The sequence below is a fragment of the Bacteroidetes Order II. bacterium genome (assembly GCA_016788705.1).
GTDB lineage: Bacteria > Bacteroidota > Rhodothermia > Rhodothermales > UBA2364 > UBA2364.
Genome location: JAEUSQ010000018.1, coordinates 120614 through 138853 on the forward strand (window position 1 = coordinate 120614; position 18240 = coordinate 138853).

General features: G+C 44.6%; 17 protein-coding genes. 12 read left to right on the forward strand and 5 right to left on the reverse strand.

Annotated features, from left to right (window positions below; translation table 11 throughout):
- Nucleotides 1-157: 157 nt before the first annotated feature.
- Nucleotides 158-1150: a methylmalonyl Co-A mutase-associated GTPase MeaB gene (meaB, locus tag JNN12_04320; GenBank protein MBL7977543.1), complete on the forward strand. Its 993-nt coding sequence runs from the start codon at nt 158-160 to the stop codon at nt 1148-1150.
- A 2-nt stretch (nt 1151-1152) separates the two neighbouring features.
- Here the strand turns inward: meaB and JNN12_04325 are convergent, their stop codons facing one another.
- Nucleotides 1153-1686, reverse strand: coding sequence for an RNA methyltransferase (locus JNN12_04325; protein MBL7977544.1), 534 nt, complete (start codon nt 1684-1686; stop codon nt 1153-1155).
- 74 nt (nt 1687-1760) lie between these two features.
- On the opposite strand from JNN12_04325, the gene JNN12_04330 reads away from it, so the two are divergent.
- The 6 genes from JNN12_04330 (at nt 1761) to JNN12_04355 (ending at nt 8126) form a co-directional block, all read left to right on the forward strand.
- Nucleotides 1761-2369 carry an LEA type 2 family protein gene (locus tag JNN12_04330; GenBank protein MBL7977545.1) on the forward strand — a complete coding sequence of 203 codons (609 nt, stop codon included), beginning with the start codon at nt 1761-1763 and terminating at the stop codon, nt 2367-2369.
- An 87-nt stretch (nt 2370-2456) separates the two neighbouring features.
- The gene (locus JNN12_04335; GenBank protein ID MBL7977546.1) at nt 2457-3131 is read left to right on the forward strand and encodes a (d)CMP kinase; all 675 of its coding nucleotides are present in this window, start codon (nt 2457-2459) and stop codon (nt 3129-3131) included.
- Between the two features lie 131 nt (nt 3132-3262).
- Nucleotides 3263-5293 carry a 30S ribosomal protein S1 gene (rpsA, locus tag JNN12_04340; GenBank protein ID MBL7977547.1) on the forward strand — a complete coding sequence of 677 codons (2031 nt, stop codon included), beginning with the start codon at nt 3263-3265 and terminating at the stop codon, nt 5291-5293.
- A 75-nt stretch (nt 5294-5368) separates the two neighbouring features.
- Entirely contained in the window at nt 5369-5791 is a 423-nt protein-coding gene (locus tag JNN12_04345; GenBank protein ID MBL7977548.1) for a hypothetical protein, read from the forward strand.
- Nucleotides 5792-5901: 110 nt separating this feature from the next.
- Complete coding sequence (locus tag JNN12_04350) at nt 5902-6987, forward strand: hypothetical protein (GenBank protein MBL7977549.1); 1086 nt, start codon at nt 5902-5904, stop codon at nt 6985-6987.
- Nucleotides 6984-8126 (forward strand): hypothetical protein, encoded by a 1143-nt coding sequence (locus JNN12_04355; protein MBL7977550.1) that lies wholly within the window; start codon nt 6984-6986, stop codon nt 8124-8126. The genes JNN12_04350 and JNN12_04355 overlap by 4 nt, the downstream gene beginning before the upstream one ends.
- Before the next feature lie 91 nt (nt 8127-8217).
- Here the strand turns inward: JNN12_04355 and JNN12_04360 are convergent, their stop codons facing one another.
- On the reverse strand, nt 8218-9189 hold the full coding sequence (locus JNN12_04360) for a hypothetical protein (protein ID MBL7977551.1): 972 nt from the start codon (nt 9187-9189) through the stop codon (nt 8218-8220).
- A gap of 287 nt (nt 9190-9476) precedes the next feature.
- Here JNN12_04360 and rsmA point away from each other — a divergent pair, with 287 nt between their 5' ends.
- The 5 genes from rsmA to JNN12_04385 all read left to right on the forward strand — a co-directional run bounded on the left by rsmA (nt 9477) and on the right by JNN12_04385 (nt 15744).
- Nucleotides 9477-10244, forward strand: a complete 768-nt coding sequence (rsmA, locus tag JNN12_04365; GenBank protein ID MBL7977552.1) for a ribosomal RNA small subunit methyltransferase A — start codon at nt 9477-9479, stop codon at nt 10242-10244.
- Between the two features lie 13 nt (nt 10245-10257).
- Nucleotides 10258-11661, forward strand: coding sequence for a magnesium transporter (gene mgtE, locus JNN12_04370; protein MBL7977553.1), 1404 nt, complete (start codon nt 10258-10260; stop codon nt 11659-11661).
- An 8-nt stretch (nt 11662-11669) separates the two neighbouring features.
- The gene (locus tag JNN12_04375; protein MBL7977554.1) at nt 11670-12521 is read left to right on the forward strand and encodes an SDR family oxidoreductase; all 852 of its coding nucleotides are present in this window, start codon (nt 11670-11672) and stop codon (nt 12519-12521) included.
- Between the two features lie 14 nt (nt 12522-12535).
- Complete coding sequence (locus tag JNN12_04380) at nt 12536-14113, forward strand: acyl-CoA carboxylase subunit beta (protein ID MBL7977555.1); 1578 nt, start codon at nt 12536-12538, stop codon at nt 14111-14113.
- 125 nt (nt 14114-14238) lie between these two features.
- Nucleotides 14239-15744: a TrkH family potassium uptake protein gene (locus tag JNN12_04385; GenBank protein ID MBL7977556.1), complete on the forward strand. Its 1506-nt coding sequence runs from the start codon at nt 14239-14241 to the stop codon at nt 15742-15744.
- Here JNN12_04385 and JNN12_04390 read toward each other — a convergent pair.
- From JNN12_04390 to JNN12_04400, 3 genes are all read right to left on the reverse strand, one after another.
- Entirely contained in the window at nt 15729-16793 is a 1065-nt protein-coding gene (locus tag JNN12_04390; protein MBL7977557.1) for an FAD-binding oxidoreductase, read from the reverse strand. The genes JNN12_04385 and JNN12_04390 overlap by 16 nt on opposite strands.
- Entirely contained in the window at nt 16774-17502 is a 729-nt protein-coding gene (locus JNN12_04395) for a M50 family metallopeptidase (protein ID MBL7977558.1), read from the reverse strand. Before JNN12_04395 ends, JNN12_04390 begins: the two co-directional genes overlap by 20 nt.
- A gap of 74 nt (nt 17503-17576) precedes the next feature.
- Nucleotides 17577-18095, reverse strand: a complete 519-nt coding sequence (locus tag JNN12_04400) for a single-stranded DNA-binding protein (GenBank protein MBL7977559.1) — start codon at nt 18093-18095, stop codon at nt 17577-17579.
- Between the last annotated feature and the right edge of the window lie 145 nt (nt 18096-18240).

Sequence of the window (18240 nt, forward strand, 5' to 3'; positions counted from 1 at the left end):
GTTAAGGGAAAATGGAAAAACTACAGGGCGGTCAGGCTTTCAACGGACTTGCCCTTTTTCTTTAGACTACTTTTCTTGTCGTTTTTTTAATTCTTAACGTCGCGTTTGGGCGGAAAGGCGCTATTTTCTGACAAAAATAAGCCATTATTTTCCGAATATGAGACTACCTTTGCCAGATGTTGATGCCTTTTGTGAGGGCATTCTTTCGGGAAACCGAATGATTTTAAGTCGTGCGATTACCTTAATGGAAAGTACCTCGGCGGCTCATCAAGACTTGGGGCAGCGAGTATTGGAGCGGTGTGTTCCACATACAGGTAAGGGTATTCGGGTTGGTATTTCCGGGGTTCCGGGTGTTGGGAAAAGTACTTTTATCGAAGCTGTTGGATTGTATGTGGCGTCTCGCGGTCATCGAGTAGCTGTTTTGGCCATAGACCCACGTAGTGAAAAAACACGGGGGAGTATTTTGGGCGATAAGACCCGCATGGAAGCCTTATCGAATCATCCCAATGCGTTTATTAGGCCCACTTCTTCTGGTGGGGCATTGGGTGGAGTAGCGCCCAAAACCCGTGAAGTGATGTTATTGTGCGAGGCGGCTGGTTTCGATGTGGTTTTCGTGGAAACCGTCGGGGTCGGACAATCCGAGACACAGGTTGCATCTATGGTAGATTTTTTCCTGCTGCTGATGCTGGCTGGTGCAGGAGATGAGTTGCAAGGTATTAAAAGGGGGATTATGGAACTGGCGGATGGTGTTGTGATTAATAAAGCTGATGGAAGTAACAAAACGGCTGCAGAGGCGGCACGTATCTCCTACAAACGTGCACTCCATTTGTTCAGAGAAAACGATTCTGGCTGGTCCCCCAAAGTGAAAACATGTTCGGCTTTGGAAGGAACAGGAATTGATGAGGTTTGGGACATGATTCTTGCGCACCACGAATGTATGCAAAAAAACGGTTGGCTGGCTTTAAAACGAACCGAACAATCGGCCTTTTGGCTACATCAGATCGTCGAAAATGCGTTGAAAGGCCACTTTTATCACCATCCCGCCATTCGCGAAACTTTCCCAACATACGAACAAGCCGTAAAAGAAGGTAGAACGGTTCCGAGTGTTGCCGCCAATGCGCTCTTGCGCTGTTACCGAGAAAATCCGTGATCCTACAATAGTTTTAGTTGGTGTGCCAGCCCGTATAAAGCAATCCCATAAGCAACTGAGACATTTAGAGATTGTTTTACACCAAACTGTGGGAGTTCGAGGGCAAAATCGCACTGGCACATGGCCGCATCGGAGACCCCAAAAACTTCGTGGCCTACCACCAAAGCCATGGGAAATTCTTCTTGTTGTATGTCTTGAACCAAACGCGATACATTGGCAATTTCTAAAGCGGCAATAGTATAACTGCGTTCCCGTAGATTTTGCAAAACAAGAGACGTTTCAGAATGGTAGGACCAAGGAACCGTATCCTGTGCCCCTAAGGCCGTTTTCTGAATGTCTGGATGCGTATCTGGGGTGGCCGTTATTCCACAAAGGTACAGATGCTCTACGAGCAGGGCATCGGAGGTTCGGAAAATAGCGCCAACATTATGAACCGATCGTATATTGTCTAAGACAGCCACGACTGGATGTCGCCGTAACGAAGAAATTTCGGACAAAGACGGCCTTGGAATTTCAGCATGGTTTAATTTGCGCAATAAATTTGTCTCTTTGACGGGTTGGGGTTGAGCTTTAAGCCCTATTTTCTCTTTCATCATTAAAGTTAAAGCAAATGAAAAAATACATACTTAGAAGAAGTAGCCTCCTGATGCTGTTCATCTGGTTAATCTCGCTGCCAGCTTGCCAGAATCTACAACAGTTGTCCAGCCTTAAACTGATGAAGTTTGACCTAGACCGGGTAAGTGATGTACGACTTGCTGGTATTGATGTACTTAACCTCAAGTCCGCACGCGATCTTGGTGCTTTAGACCTTTTGCGTGTCACACAAGCCATTGCAAGGCGTGATGTACCACTTTCTTTTAACCTGCATGTGGCTGCCGAGGCTCCTCAAAATTTACCCGTCACGGCAAAGCTCTCTACAATGGAGTGGACTCTTTTTCTACAAAACAAAGAAACTGTGTCAGGGCTTCTAAATCAGCCCATTTCGTTGCCTGCGGGCCAACGTGTGGACATTCCGGTCCAAATTAAGCTTAATGCCGTGGACTTTGTTGAAGGAAATGCCCAAAATCTTGTTGAACTTGTAAAAAACCTCATAGGGTCTGGAGATAATCCCGTAAACCTTAGACTCAGTGCCCGACCTACCATTCAGACCCCATTAGGGCCGTTTCGTTTTCCGAATGCCATAGACGTTGTAAGCAAGACCTATGGTTCCAATCCTTAAAAGTGAAGAATTTAGGTAATTATTTGCCTGCTCCTGATAAGAAGCAGGCTTTTTTGTATATTCTCAGGCTGTAAAAAATATGAAATCTTGATTATCGCCATTGATGGACCTGCAGGTTCCGGAAAAAGTACGACTGCAAAATTGGTTGCAAAAGCCTTGGGACTCCTTTATTTGGATACGGGTGCCATGTATCGGGCAATTGCGTATGCTTGTTTAGCGGCTGATTTGGACATAGAAGACGTGGCCTTTTCTACTTTTGTAGAGGAATTGGAGTTGGCTGTAACGCCAGCAGTTGACGAAATGCAGGTATGGGTTTCTGGTCAGAATGTGACGTCTAAGATACGAACACGGCAAGTGACCGGAATGGCAAGTAAAGTGGCTACACAGGCCATCGTCCGAAATAAATTGGTTGTCCTGCAACGCCAGACCGCACAGAAGCAGCTAATTCAGAACGGAGGAGTGGTTTTGGATGGACGAGATATTGGAACCGTGGTATTTCCAGAGGCGGATCTGAAGATTTTTTTGACCGCAGACCCCAAAATTCGTGCAAAGCGGCGCGTTGCTGAGATGAATGCAAAAGGCATAGAGGCTGATTTTGAAGCGATACGATTAGAAATCGAGTCACGAGATGCGCAGGATAGCACGAGGGCAATGGCGCCGCTCCGAAAAGCAGAAGATGCCATTGTGTTAGACACCACAGCACTCGGTATTGATGAGCAAGTAAATCGGGTGATTGCGGAAGCAAAATTGAAAACAACTTAATTCACTGTTTTATAAACCTTTAAACCCCGTATGTTGTCGTTCGGGATACGCACAAACGGGAGCAATGTAGGAGAAGGGTGCCCAAGACTGTCTCGCCTGTAAAGGAAAGTCCTTGATGCCCGAAAGTTTTTATGAGTGATGAACTAAACAATGTTCAACCTGCCGAAGCCGAAAGCGTGCAGGACGCCACAAACGAAGTAGTTGCAACAACGGATGACGCTGCGGTGGAATCTGCACCCGTTGCCGAAATGGTGGTGGAAGATGCACCCATAGCAGAAATCGTACCTGCTACAGAAGATACCGGATTGGCAGATGCCGCCAGTATGGACGAAGTCTTGCGTCCGGTTGCACCCAAGACGGTAAAGAAAGGGTATTATGGCAAGCGAGAAGGACGGGTTTATAACCTTGACGAACTGAATGCTTTGGATGAGGAGAAGAGTGATGCAGACAGGGCCTTTTTGGAAATGCTCGCTCAATATGACCCGATCAAAGTGGACTTCACGGAAGGGGATATCCTGACCGGTAAAGTCGTCAGTATTGGCGAAAAAGACGTGGTAGTAGATATCGGTTTTAAATCGGACGGGGTGGTTTCCAAAAACGAATTTGATGGCCCAATTGCCATTGGAGACGATGTGGATGTTTTCCTCGAAAGACTCGAAGACCGTCAAGGCCAGCCTATGTTGTCACGTCGCCGTGCCACTGAATTGCGTCGTTGGCAACGGATTGACGAAGCCTTCAAGAATGATGAAGTGATCGAAGGTCTGATTATCCGCCGGATTAAAGGTGGTATGATTGTAGATCTCTTCGGAAAGGAAGCCTTTTTGCCCGGTTCACAAATTGATGTTCGCCCCGTTCGGGACTTCGATGCGTATCTTGACAAACGCATGGAATTCAAAATTGTGAAGTTGAACGAGCAAAATGGCAACGTGGTTGTGTCCCATAAGGCGCTTATTGAAAAAGACCTTGAAAACCAACGTTCGCGCATTCTAGATAAGATGGAACCAGGCCAGGTTCTGGAAGGAACCGTCAAAAACATTACCGACTTTGGTGTGTTTATTGATCTTGGTGGTGTGGATGGCCTCCTGCATATTACCGACCTTTCATGGGGGCGGGTCTCGCACCCCAGTGAGGTCGTTGAATTAGATCAAAAGATTCAGGTGGTTGTGTTGGATTACGACAAAGACCGTCACCGTATCTCCCTTGGGATGAAGCAATTGCAAGCCCATCCGTGGGATCAGATTGCAGAGAACTTCAAAGAAAGCCAAGATGTGGAAGGAAAAGTGGTTTCGATCACTGATTATGGCGCATTTGTGGAATTAGATAAAGGGATTGAAGGATTGGTGCATATCAGCGAAATGAGCTGGCGACAACACATCAAGCACCCCACCCAAATGGTCTCCTTAGGTGACGATGTAAAGGTTAAAATCCTAAGTATAGATTCCGAAAATAGAAAGATTTCATTGGGAATGAAGCAACTCGAACCCGATCCTTGGACCGAGATTGAAGCGCGTTTCCCGGCTGGAACCGTTACCAAAGGGGTTGTACGCAACCTGACCAACTTCGGGGTATTTGTTGAAATTGAAGCAGGTGTAGATGGCTTGGTACACGTTTCTGACTTGTCTTGGACAAAGAAGATTCGTCATCCTGGAGAAGTGGTTAAAAAAGGAGATGAGATTGATGTGGTGGTCTTGGACATTGACCAACAAAACCGCCGCCTCTCTTTAGGACATAAGCAGGTCTCGACCGATCCGTGGAGCCAATTTGAAAATGCGTATGCCGTTGGAACGGATGTCGAAGTGAAAGTTGTTCGTTTTAATGAAAACGGGGTTATTGTAGAAATGCCACTCGATGTGGAAGCCTTTATTCCCGCCGGGCATTTGGCAAAACCTGCCAAGAATCCTGAAGAATCTTACAAACCGGGCGATCTGCTTACGGTGCGGGTGATTGAATTCAATAAAGCGGATAAGCGCATTATTTTAAGCGAAAAGGCCATCCTCCAAGCGGCCAAACAAGCGGAGAAAGAAGCACAGGATGCAGAAAAAGACAAAGAGAAGAGCCAAGAGCGTAAAGCATTGGAGGAGTATCAGGCAAATGCGGGCACCAGCGGCCCTGCTACCCTCGGTGAAATTGCGGGACTTGGTAACCTCAGGTTTGATGATTGATGTATGCTGAGTCTATGAGCTAATGAAGCAGCCCTCTTTCCGGGGCTGCTTTTTTTGTATCTTAGAGGAAAAAAGATGAGAAACCCGCTTTACACCCCTTTATTAATTTTCTGGCTCCTCATTTTTGTGACTGGATGCAAAGAAAAACCCGTTTCATTCGGTCAGAAGGGGTCTCTTTCCTTGCCTGATTATGAAGTGATTTCGGAAACCGAAACGCCTATGGGAAAGGCGGTTGCCCTTTTGGTGCCAGGTATCCACACCAAAGAAGCCTATGTTGGTCTTGTAAAAGCCGTTGTAACAAAACTCGGCCCCTCAAACCTGCAAATTTATACCAGTAAAGCAGCTTTTGAAGCGGTCAAAAAGCCGGATGTAAATGATGCTTACCGGAAGGGATTTATTCTGGTCTTCCGCAAAGAAGTCCAAACTGCTGGCGAAATTTGGTGGATGCAGGAAGATGGGCCTTTGGCCGCATTAAGTGGAACCGTTACGCGGCTTTAGGCATATACCATTCATCCTTTTTTATTCTAACACATATGAGGCATCATATACGCCGCTCACTGTGGTTCTTTTTCTTTTTCTTTGGGTGGAGCATACAAGCCCAAGACCTGATGAAAGATTCACTCTTTGTACAACGCGCAATGAGGGGGGTAGATGCGGCTTATGACATGCGCTTCACAGAGGCGGACCGCATTTTCTCAGATATAGAGCGTCAATATCCGCAGCATCCTGCAGGGCCCTTTCTTAAAGCACTCTCGCGTTGGTGGCTTATTCTCGCCAATGTAGGTGATACAGCCATTGACGATGTCTTTCACCAGGAAATGACACAGGTGAGCCAACGAAGCGACCGAATGTTGGCCCGTAATCCCAATAGCTATGATGCCGTACTCTTTAAAGGAATGGCCGTAGGCTTCAGAAGTAGGCTGTACGCCAATCGGTCTGAATGGATTAAATCGTTCAAATATGGCAAAGAAGCGGTTGATTATGTGACAAGAGCTGCTCAGATTGCACCGGAAAACAACGATTATTACTTTGGATGGGGGGTGTATGATTATTTTGCGGATGTTTTGCCTCGGAAATATCCTGCAATGAAATATGCTATGTGGTTTTTACCGAGAGGGAGCCGCGAGAGAGGGCTTGAAGAGATTAAACGCACATTTAACCGTGGCTCATTTATGCGTGCAGAAGCCGCTTACTATCTGTTCCAAATTAATTATGTTTATGAGCCACGATATGAAGGAGCAAATTATTACATCGGCTGGCTGCGCGCTCGTTATCCGAACAATGCTTTTTACCATATTCTGCAGGCCAGAACCGAAAACTATTTTGGATATAGTGAGCGGGCGAAAGAATTATTCCACGAGGTGGCTGCCCGACATGAACGAAAACAATCTGGATACACACCTGCCATCGCTGAACAGGCGTATTATTACTTGAGTGGGCTGTATCTCTTTAAAGGTGATTATGGAAATGCAAAAGCGGTCACGACAAAATTATTATTATTGGATACCAAGGCAAAGAAAAAATCGGACTTTCACGTGTTAGGCCGACTGCGTTTAGGCATGACCTATGATGCAATGGGAGATCGCACCAAAGCAAAAGAAATGTACCAATTGGTTATGCGGTTACCCGATGTGCAAAGGTCTCGGGACCGTGCAAAGGAATTTCTTCAAAACCCATACAGAGGAATCAAATGAACACATCTGAGGCGTTGCCACTCGGCAAATCAGACTTTTTATTTCGTTACACACAGTGGATTGAGGCGGTACATGGAGACGCCCCAAGTGCGCCAAGCAAGTTGATGGACCTGTTCCAGCAATTATTGATGATAGCAGCCGGAAATGTGGAAGAAGCCCTGCAATGGTTAACAGAGTTGGATCAAAGATATCGGCTTACTGATGACCGTTATGGCATAGGAAATTTAATTGAAGACCTAAAACGACAAGGACTTTTGGAAGAAGATGTACAAAACGGAAAAATGAGCCTCACCCAAAAGGCGGAACGGGGGCTACGACAAAAATCGTTGGAAGAAGTTTTTAAAAATGTAAGGGCTGGAAAAGCAGGCCAACATAAAACACAAAGTGCAGGCAAAGGTGATGAGCGTCAGCCTGAAACCACACCTTGGCAATTTGGTGATGACCTCAACCGTTTGGATATCACGGGCACGTTATCCAATACCTACCGACGGACAGGTGCGGATGGCTGGGAACTGAAAGAAGAAGATTTTGAGGTCTTTGAGTCCGATCACCATACTTCAACATCTACAGTTTTAATGATTGACCTTTCTCATTCCATGATCTTGTATGGCGAAGACCGGATCACACCTGCACGGAAAACGGCGATGGCATTGGCGGAGCTAATTATGACGCGCTATCCCAAGGATACTTTAGATATTGTCGCCTTTGGAAACGATGCCTGGGAAGTCTCTGTCAAAGATTTGCCATACCTCCAAGTAGGCCCCTTTCACACGAATACGCGCGCGGGTTTACAGCGGGCACGTATGATTCTTAGCCGTCGAAAAAACCGCAATAAACAGATTTTTATGATCACCGATGGAAAACCCAGTTGTCATCATGAATTTGGACGACTGTATAAAAATCCATACGGTTTGGATCGGAAAATTGTGAATAAGGTGCTGGACGAAGCGGTTATTTGCCGACGTGAAGGTATTACCATTACCACATTTATGATTGCACATGATGGTTATCTTCAACATTTTATTCAAGAAATGACGGAGGCAAATGCAGGTAGGGCGTACTATTCAGGGCTTGATCAATTGGGAGCTTTTATATTTGAGGACTATACCCGCAGTCGGAAAAAACGTAATATCCGGTGAGATAATGCCTTTCAAATTCTGTTTATTCTTTGATAAAGCATTCCTCTTTGTGTGGTATAAAGGCAATACATTGACTACGTCATCAAGACGGTTAATCCTCTTCGTTAATGGGTATATATCTTTCTCTACAATAGTTTTCAACTTCGGTATCTGATTTAAAGAAATTGTCGCAGAATTCATTAAATTCCTTTTCGGCGCCAGAGAAATATTTTTCGTCTGCTGTCATTAATTTTTCTGTTTTTTCAATGAACTTATCAAATTCTCTATTCATCTTACAGAGCTTGTCAATCGTCTTAAAATCCAAATCACGAAAGGTGGAAGGGAATAAAATTTTACTTCCATACGGATTTGCGTTAAGTTCTATGATACCAATGCCGAATGCCTGATTGAGTCGTGCCATTTCTTCGTTTAGGTTGTCGCTAAATTCAAAAGCAACTAAATACCCGTAGTTTGCCCAACTTGAATTAGAAACCGCTTGGAAAAATGCTTTTTTGAGTTCGCTATCACTATTAATTTCGCGTTTTAGTTCATAAGAACTTATTTTGAAAGTGTCTATACGGTTGATGGACTTTAGAAACGCTTGGCTTGCTTTTGACTGTAAATTTAGGAACTTAATTCCAACCATATCGGGATGAGTCCAAATTTGGTTATTGTCTTTTATAGTTGATTTTTCATGGAAAATCGTCTTTGAATAAGTGTCAGTAGATTTAAGATAGCTACTCAATAATTTATGTAAATCTTTTTCAGCATAAGTCTTCGATTTATTAACACTACGGGGCTTTAACACCAAAGCATTTGAATCACCACTCAGAATTTCTATTCCAATGGTATGTTCATTTTGCGTTAGGTAATACGCATAAATTCCGTTACCTTGTTTGATTCGTTTTACCCTTGTGTCACCATTTCTAATAAAATCACCCAATTGTGCTGAAATGGTTGCGTGAGGAGTTTTTCCTGAAAATTCGTAGTATCGTTTTGCCAGAATATGATCACAAATTTCTATGGAATTTGCTAATGTACCAAAATCATAAAGGCTTTTTATGATTGCTTCTTTTATTGTCATGTTTTGCTTTTGTCATGTTTAGGTGAAGGTATTTATTAAATTTTATTTTTAGCAATATAGACATTTATAGCTGTAAGCGTCAAGCGATAGAATAGATTCTTTCATCTACTCAGCATAGATATAAACAGGTGTTATTTTTATAATGGCTGTTATTTTTTTGGCTTTAGGGTGCATACAAGTTTTTCCGTGATACAGAACTAAATTTTTATTCCGTTATTGCAAATTATTCTTTCCGCTAATGACATGCCTTATCTTCCCACAGTATCAACACCTCAAACACCATCATTGTGGCAGTTCCATTTGTTCCCTTAAAACGATTCGGTCAAAATTTCTTACAGGATCCGAATATCATCCGGAAAATTGTTTCTGCGGTGCAGGCCCCGTCTGGAGCAAAAGTTGTTGAAATTGGGCCGGGGACCGGAGCGCTAACCGCTTTATTATTAGAATTGTATCCGGACATGGTGGCCATTGAAGTTGATCCACGAGCTGTATCATGGTTAAGTGAGCAATACCCTTCCTTGGAGGTGCGCCAGGAGGATGTGTTAGAGACAGGGTGGGAGGCATTGGCTTCTGGATATCCACTTTTTGTGGTTGGAAACCTACCTTACTACATTACAACTCCTATTTTATTTTCTCTGATAGATCATGCACCAATGGTAAAGCGGGCTGTATTGATGATGCAATATGAAGTGGCCCAACGCTTAGTAGCCCCGCCCAATTCCAAGGCATATGGCATTTTGAGTGTTGCGACGCAATTATGTGCCCGGCCTGAGGTTTTGTTTAAGGTTCCACCAAGCGTGTTCTATCCTAAACCAGAAGTAAATAGCGCCGTTATTGCATTAAACTTTTATTCACCCTCTGAACGCCAACTTCCAATTCCAGCAGCGTATCTTCGGCAAGTGATTCGGACGGCCTTTAACCAAAGGCGAAAAACCTTACGGAACAGCCTGCATTCATTGGGGCAGGTTCCAGAAAAATGGGCTGGATTGCGGGCAGAAGATCTTATGCCAAACGATTTTGTCAACTTAGCCGTTGCGCTTTCTTTGAATACATAAGTTTGTTATCTGTATGGCACAGACGAATGAAGACCGCTTCGGGCTTCCTGAAGTTGATCATCAATTGATCGAGGATATTGAAGACCTTATCTCAAAAAAAGAGATGGGTATGGTCTTGAATATTGTTTTAGATCTGCATTATGCTGACCTGGCCATGCTTATTGAGCGCCTCGAAAAAGAGGAGGCACGGCAACTTTTTGATTGGTTACCTGCAAACCAGCGGGCAGATGTCTTACCAGAACTGGATTATCCGCTGCGTGCTGTTCTGCTGGATGAAATGGATGCATCCGAAATTGTGGAGATGATGGATGAGATGGATACGGATGACGCCGCAGATGTACTATCGGAATTGTCTGATGAATTGACCGAAGAAGTGTTGACATCGCTCGAAGATGCCGAAGAGGTGCGTGGCCTTCTGCAATTTGGAGAAGACAGCGCAGGCCGCTTGATGGCCACCGAGTTGGTTTCGGCGCCACAGTACTGGACAGTTGCAGAGGCCACCGAAGAAGTACGGCGATTGGCAGAAGAAGTGGAGCCCATTTATTTGGTCTATGTATTGGATGATGAAGGGGTATTACAAGGATTGGTGACCCTCAAACAATTGTTACTAAATCCTGCACAAACCACACTAAGAGCCATCATGGAAACAGAGATTGTTTCGGTTCAACCCGAAATGGATCAAGAGGAGGTGGCCAGAATCATGGAGAAATATGACCTTACCGTATTGCCGGTTGTTGATGTCAATGGGAAATTAATTGGGCGAATCACCATTGACGATGTGGTAGATGTGATTCGTGAAGAAGCCGAAGAAGACTTGCAGCGTTTGAGCGGGATTTCCTTTGGAGATGAAGAAATTGGAGATTCGGTTCTTGCTGTAAGTCGGGGCCGCTTGCCTTGGCTACTGTTTGGTCTTACAGGCTCCCTCATTTCCGCATTTGTTATCGGCAATTTCACCGCTATTCTCGAAAAAGTAGTTGTCTTGGCGATGTTCATTCCGGTTATTGGTTCAACAGCTGGCAATGTAGGGGTTCAATGTGCCGCTATTGCAGTTCAAGGGATTGCCTCTGGAGACATTTGGGCGAGCGACATCCTAAAGCGGCTATTGAAAGAAATTTCTGTCGCGTTTATAAATGCAATAGCCCTCGCGCTAGTGATTGGATGTGTAATGCTAATATTGAAGTTATCTGGTTGGGGAGAAATGGCTGGTGCTGATTTACTCAGGCTCTTTGAAACCGTAGGGATTTCCCTTTTGACATGTATTCTTATGGCAGCGAGTATTGGTTCGGGAGCACCCCTATTGTTACATCGGTATGGAATTGATCCGGCAAAAGCAACAGGGCCTTTTGTGACCACCAGTAACGACATCATTGGCGTGATGATCTACTTTTCAATTGCACAATTTATGTATTTCAGGTAAACATTATGATAAAAGAACTTTTTTCTCCTGACGCCCTTTCGGGTAAACATATTCTGATTACGGGAGGGGGAACGGGCTTGGGGCGTTCTATGGCCCTCCGTTGTGCCAAATTGGGCGCAGCTGTTACCATTTGTGGGCGCAGGCCAGAGCCCCTAGCCGAAACAGTGGCAGATATGCAGGCCTTGGGCGCAAACGCCAATGGGATTAGTTGTAACATCCGTGAAGCGGAAAGTGTCGTCGAGATGGCGGCGGCGGCAGAGGCACAATTAGGGCCTATTCATGGTCTTGTGAATAATGCTGCGGGAAATTTTCTTGCTCCTACGCACGAAATTTCGCCCAATGCCTTCGACTCGGTCGTGAAAACCAACCTATATGGGGCATTTTTTACCACCCAAGCCTTGGCAAAAAAATGGATTGAACGCAGTCAACCTGCTTCGGTGGTTTCTATTACCACCTCATATGCACAGACGGGCAGTGCATTTGTTATCCCAAGTGCCGTTTCTAAGGCTGGCATTGAGGCAATGACCAAGTCTCTTGCCGTAGAATGGGGGTTCTATAATATCCGGCTTAATGCCATACAGCCAGGCCCTTTTCCAACGGAGGGCGCATGGAAGCGTTTGGTTCCGAATGAGCAGGTAGCTGAACAAATGCGGTCACGAGTTGCATTAGGCCGTTTCGGCGAGCATGATGAACTAACAGCGCTTGTGGTTTTCTTGTTGTCGGATGCAAGTTCTTACATGACGGGTACCGTACTAACCCTCGATGGCGGCGAAGTTTTGAATGCTGGAGGACAATTTAATGAGCTAACCCGGCTACCACGGCCATTCTTGCTGGAGATGCTAAAATCTATGCGTAGTTAATATCTGTTATTGAAATGAAAATAAACACCATAAAGGCAAAAATCATAGAAGGAGGGGGCGCAAAGGCTTTATCCAAGGAACATTCACGTGGGAAATTTTCTGCACGAGAACGAATTCATTTACTTGTAGATGAAGGTACATTTGCGGAATGGGGAATCTTCGCCGGATATGAACAATATGAAGCAGAGGGGGGATGTCCGGCTGGTGGGGTTATTACGGGTATCGCTCGTATTGCTGGACGGCTATGCGTGATCGTTGCGAATGATGCGACCGTCAAAGCCGGTGCTTGGTTTCCCATAACGGCCAAAAAAAACCTCCGTGCCCAAGAAATGGCAATGGAAAACCATTTACCGATCATTTACCTTGTGGATTCAGCAGGTGTATTTTTACCAATGCAAGAGGATATTTTTCCAGATAAAGAGCACTTTGGGCGCATTTTTAGAAATAATGCGAAAATGTCATCGCTGGGCATTCCACAAATTGCCGCGATTATGGGAAGTTGCGTAGCCGGCGGTGCCTACTTGCCAATTATGAGTGACGAGGCATTGATCGTAGATGGAACAGGATCTGTCTTCCTTGCAGGACCTTTTCTGGTTAAGGCAGCCATTGGAGAGGAGACAGACAACGAAGCCTTAGGCGGGGCTACCACCCATTCACAAATTTCGGGTGTGACCGATTATAAGATGCCCGATGAAACGACGTGCCTAAGTACCATTAGAAACCTCGTCTCTCATTTTGGGAGCAAGCCTACCGCCGGATTTGTAAGAACGGAACCTAAAGACCCCAAAGTTTCTCCGGCTACTTTATCAAGTATCCTTCCTCAAAATCCGATGCAGCCATATGATATGCAGGCTATTTTAGAGGGATTGATAGATGAAAATTCTTGGACGCCTTATAAGGCAGATTACGGCAAGAGTTTACTTTGTGGATATGCGAAAATCGAAGGGTGGAGTGTGGGGATTGTGGCCAACCAACGCAAAATCACACGATCGGGCAAAGGAGAAATGCAAGTGGGTGGGGTTATCTATTCCGATTCCGCAGACAAGGCAGCTCGATTTATTATGAATTGCAACCAAAAAAGAATTCCATTGGTTTTTTTGCAGGATGTTACTGGATTTATGGTCGGCTCTCGCGCCGAGCAAGGTGGCATCATCAAGGACGGTGCAAAAATGGTTAATGCTGTGGCAAATTCCATTGTCCCCAAATTTACTGTTGTTATTGGGAATTCATATGGTGCCGGAAATTATGCCATGTGCGGACGGGCATATGATCCAAGGTTGATGCTTGCCTGGCCTACCGCAAAAATTGCCGTGATGGGCGGCGCCCAAGCAGCAAAAACCTTACTTCAAATTCAAGTAGCAAAGTCAGAAAAAAAGTGTATTGTACTTGGAGAGGCCGAAAAACAAGCCTTACTGGACGAAATAACGGCAAAATACGAAGCCAAAGCACATATTACATATGCCGCTTCCCGTCTTTGGGTGGATGAAATTATTTCGCCAGAAGAAACCAGGGCATGGCTTGCTTTGGGCATTGACATGGCAAACCACAACCCTCATCTCCCTACATTTAACCCTGGAATTATCCAAACATAAATTCCGATTGTGTATGGACGTAGATCGTATTATTTTAAGGCCAACAAGCCTGCTATCAACTTTTCCCACCAATTGTTTTTTTAAGATCAGTCCGGCATGTTTGATACTCATCTGATAAATGAAATATGCTAAATTATAGAATTATTGTGGGTATTCAGGGCGCCATCCTTTTGGTAGTGGGGTTTCTGATGCTAATCCCGATGATGGTGGGATTGGGTTATGGTGATGCCGACTGGTGGTCATTTGGAGGAACTGCCGCTATTTGTATTTCTTTTGGGGTTGCAACCTGGAACATCTACCGACCAGATGAGGAGCTTCGTATTCGAGAAGCTTTCGCCATCTTAACCTTGGCTTGGGTTTTGGTTCCATTGATTGCAGCATTGCCGTTTGTCTGGTCAAATGTTATTCCTTCTTTTACCGATGCCTATTTTGAAATGATGAGCGGCTTTACTGGGACGGGCGCAACAATCATGGGTGGTGCCGGCAATGTAACGATTGAAGAATTACCTTATGCTTTTCAATTCTGGCGTGCTTTTAGTCAGTGGTTGGGTGGTATAAGCATGATCGTTTTAGCGACCTCTTTATTGCCCTTGCTTGGTGTGGGTGGCATGCAATTGTTTAAATCTGAGGTGAGTGGTCCGGCAATCAAGCGTCTTTCCTATCGCGTGAGTGAAATTTCTAAACGTGTATGGGGATTGTATATCCTCTTTACCATCATTCTTGCCCTGCTTCTGCTCCCCGTTATGAGCTTTTTCGACGCGGTTACCACAGCGTTAGCAACAATTTCTACTGGAGGTTTTTCCACCCGTACCGATTCTTTGGCTGCTTTTGATTCGGTTTATGTAGAAATGATTGTAATGCTCTTCATGATAATTGGGGCGATAAATTTTAATTTTTTGTATCAAGCTTTGGTATTAAGGAACCTCAAAGTCTTCAGCAGAACCGTTTTTAAGGTTTTTTTGGCGATCATGGGTATTGCAATCGTCCTCCTCACACTTGCGCTTTGGAGACCCATTGCAGAGTATTTCCCCCCACTACAACTCACTGCACCTGAATACATGATGTATCCTTCATTTGGAGATGCCCTTAGATTTTCCTCTTTTCAGGTGATTTCAGTTTTTACGACAACGGGTTTTACCAATACTGATATTCATAAATGGATGCCATTCACAACCTTTCTCCTAATTACACTGGCAATGATTGGTGGAATGGCAGGGTCTTCTGCTGGTGGGATTAAAATCTTACGATTAGTACTTGTAGTCAAACAAATCCTGCGCGAAATACAACTTATGATACATCCAAGAGCCATCATCGCCATACGTTTAGATCATGAGGTAGTGGCCCCAGACATCAGCCGCAATGTAACCAGTTTTGTCTTCATTTATTTTGCAACCTTCATCTGCGCAACCGGAATAATGACTTTTACAGGAGTGGAATTGGTAGATGCGGCTGGTATTGTCATTTCTTGCTTATCTGGGGTTGGGCCTCCTATAGGTGCTTTTGGAACTTCTGAAAGTTATGCTGTATTACCAGATATTGCTAAATGGTTTTTAAGCTTGGTTATGGTATTGGGTCGTTTAGAGATATTTACCGTGTTACTGGTACTAATGCCTTCCTATTGGCGCCGATGACGTACGGTTAGCTGGGCGGGAATAAGATGTGGATTTTGTAGCCAATATGCCAGATTTTCAGCTAAATAAGGTGCCATCAAAAGACCTTTAGATCCTAATCCCGTCAACACCCATAGATTTCCTTTCTCCGTGACAGGTCCCACCATCGGAAGTCTGGTTCTTGGTATAGTTATGCGTATTCCCACTTCAGAGACACTTTGAATCTCTGTCGGGAATGCTGGAACCATAGACCTAACACCACTTAAGATTTGGGACCTATCCGAATGTGAAGGATTTAAGTCTTCATAATGATGTCTAAAACTACTTCCAGCCACCCATTGATCTTCAAATGCTGCCACGTACATTCCGCCGCTTAGACTGGGTATATCTGATGGCAAATGCGATGGTTCTGTCTTCTCAACTTGGCCCTTCACTGGATGTAAATCCAAGTACTTAAAAGGGGTGAAATTTAGAAGGCCATTTCCAAGACACGTTAAACATTTCTTCGCAAAGAAGGCATTCCCATCTTGGGTCTCTATCCGGACGCCAGTAGGTTCTTCGTCAATGGCAGTTATGTGTACACATTGTTGGTCAACCTTTGCTTCAGAGACCAACCACTTGGCTAAATGGTTGATTTTTACCGTACCCCCGCTATGTACCCAAATCCCTCCATGAGGTGCATTAAGCATACGGAATTGCGCTTTTAAGACCATCTTATCATACCAGAGACCCAGATGAGGTGATGTCTCGACAGATGACATAAACCAATTTGCTTGTTCAGGCTTTTGCGCGGGTCGGAATAAGCCGTCCATTCTAACGATATGGCTGGGAACATGGGCTTCGTCAGCAATACGTCTAAAAGCATTTAATGCAGTTTCTGCTTCCCAAACCCCTCGCCCCTTTTGTGCCATCATTGGGTTAATCAACCCACCAGACACGCCTGATCCTCTCCCAAGAACAGACGGTCCATCTATCACCAGCACTTGAAAATGTTTTTGAAGTTCCCATGCAGCAAACGCGCCAGCCAGTCCAGCACCAAGGATTATCAAGTCATATTCTGTTTGCGCCATGAATACCACCAATCTCTTTTTCTGAATCAGATTTTAAAAGCGACCATCTAAAAACGTGAAAGATTAGGTAAAAAGAAATGAATAACCAAAACATGCCCCACATAATCGTTGTTCCCCCGTAAGCCTCTGCCAGCATTCGTGCATCGGAAACTAAATAGGAACGAGCAATGGTGTCGCTATAAATATCGTGTGGGACATACATCATACTCGTAAGCCCCACGGCCTTGAGAATGAGTGCATTCCAATCGTCGGCAAGATAACGTCCAGCTATAAAAAAAAGTACCCCAGCGATTAAGCTAAAACCGAAGCCAAACCAATTACGCACAAAAACCAAAGTGATGAGTAGTATAAAAAGCCCTATTCCCATCACCATCCATTTTTGATAACGTTTTGATTCGGATAAGATGTAAAAAAGTACGCCAAATCCCAATGAACCAAGATATCCGGCGCTTAGGGTAATGAAAGGCCATCCCCCCAACGAGACAACATGCCCTCCTTGCTCTCTCACCAATACCATTTCTTTAACTTGCCCTCCTGTCAAAATAGTAGCAATGGCATGAGAGGCTTCATGAAAGAAAACTACCAGCATTTGTAATGGGTACAGGACAGGAGTATCCCATAAAAACAAAATTGCCAGACAGGCAGCCACAAGAATAGAAAGTTTTTTTAACATTGTTTTAGCATTAGTTGACAGGAATGCCACAGGCATACGAAGCAACAATAGTCTGGATACACCCCTGAAATATAAAAGGGGTAGAAAATTCCACCCCTTTTATATTTTCATCAGAATGGCAAATCGTCATCAGGCCCAAAATCATCGTCTTGGGGTGGGGGCGGCGGGGTGGCAACTCGCTGAGGCGCCTGATACCCTCCACTTGTTTGATACCCGCCTCCACCATATGAAGACTGGGCGGTATTGTACGAAGAGGGGCCGGATTGGAAATTTCCTGCACCCGCTTCGTTGTTTCCACGATCCAGCATTAGCATTTCATTTGCTTTGATTTCAGTAGTATATCGTTTGATCCCATCTTTATCGTCATACGAGCGTGTTTGCAAAGAACCTTCAATATAAACCTTGCGTCCTTTTGTCAAATACTTGGCGCAGATGTCAGCCAATTTATCAAACACGACAATCCGATGCGCTTCTGATCGCTCTACAAGATTTCCGTTTGCATCTCGGTAGCCTTCGTTGGTCATCACCGTAAAATTAGTAATCGTTACACCATTTCCGGTTGCACGCGTCTGTGGATCTGCTGCCAGGTTCCCAATTAGCATTACACGATTAAGTGAATTTCGTGCCATGAACTTACCTCCGTTCTAATTATTGTCAAAACTACTTTGGCCAATAGCATGTTTTATCAAATGTACATCATTCAAATTACAACATTCAAATGTACCTTCAAACGATCCCATAAAAAAAGTATCAATTTGCACAAAGAGAAGTGGG

Bases quoted from the DNA above. Each gene is read 5' to 3' on its own strand.
- JNN12_04355 (MBL7977550.1), top strand. From the start codon at position 6,984: ATGAACACATCTGAGGCGTTGCCACTCGGCAAATCAGACTTTTTATTT.
- JNN12_04350 (MBL7977549.1), top strand. From the start codon at position 5,902: ATGAAAGATTCACTCTTTGTACAACGCGCAATGAGGGGGGTAGATGCG.
- JNN12_04400 (MBL7977559.1), bottom strand. From the start codon at position 18,095: ATGGCACGAAATTCACTTAATCGTGTAATGCTAATTGGGAACCTGGCA.
- JNN12_04360 (MBL7977551.1), bottom strand. From the start codon at position 9,189: ATGACAATAAAAGAAGCAATCATAAAAAGCCTTTATGATTTTGGTACA.
- JNN12_04395 (MBL7977558.1), bottom strand. From the start codon at position 17,502: ATGCCTGTGGCATTCCTGTCAACTAATGCTAAAACAATGTTAAAAAAA.
- JNN12_04345 (MBL7977548.1), top strand. From the start codon at position 5,369: ATGAGAAACCCGCTTTACACCCCTTTATTAATTTTCTGGCTCCTCATT.
- JNN12_04385 (MBL7977556.1), top strand. From the start codon at position 14,239: ATGCTAAATTATAGAATTATTGTGGGTATTCAGGGCGCCATCCTTTTG.
- meaB (MBL7977543.1), top strand. From the start codon at position 158: ATGAGACTACCTTTGCCAGATGTTGATGCCTTTTGTGAGGGCATTCTT.
- JNN12_04330 (MBL7977545.1), top strand. From the start codon at position 1,761: ATGAAAAAATACATACTTAGAAGAAGTAGCCTCCTGATGCTGTTCATC.
- JNN12_04390 (MBL7977557.1), bottom strand. From the start codon at position 16,793: ATGGCGCAAACAGAATATGACTTGATAATCCTTGGTGCTGGACTGGCT.
- JNN12_04380 (MBL7977555.1), top strand. From the start codon at position 12,536: ATGAAAATAAACACCATAAAGGCAAAAATCATAGAAGGAGGGGGCGCA.
- mgtE (MBL7977553.1), top strand. From the start codon at position 10,258: ATGGCACAGACGAATGAAGACCGCTTCGGGCTTCCTGAAGTTGATCAT.
- rpsA (MBL7977547.1), top strand. From the start codon at position 3,263: ATGAGTGATGAACTAAACAATGTTCAACCTGCCGAAGCCGAAAGCGTG.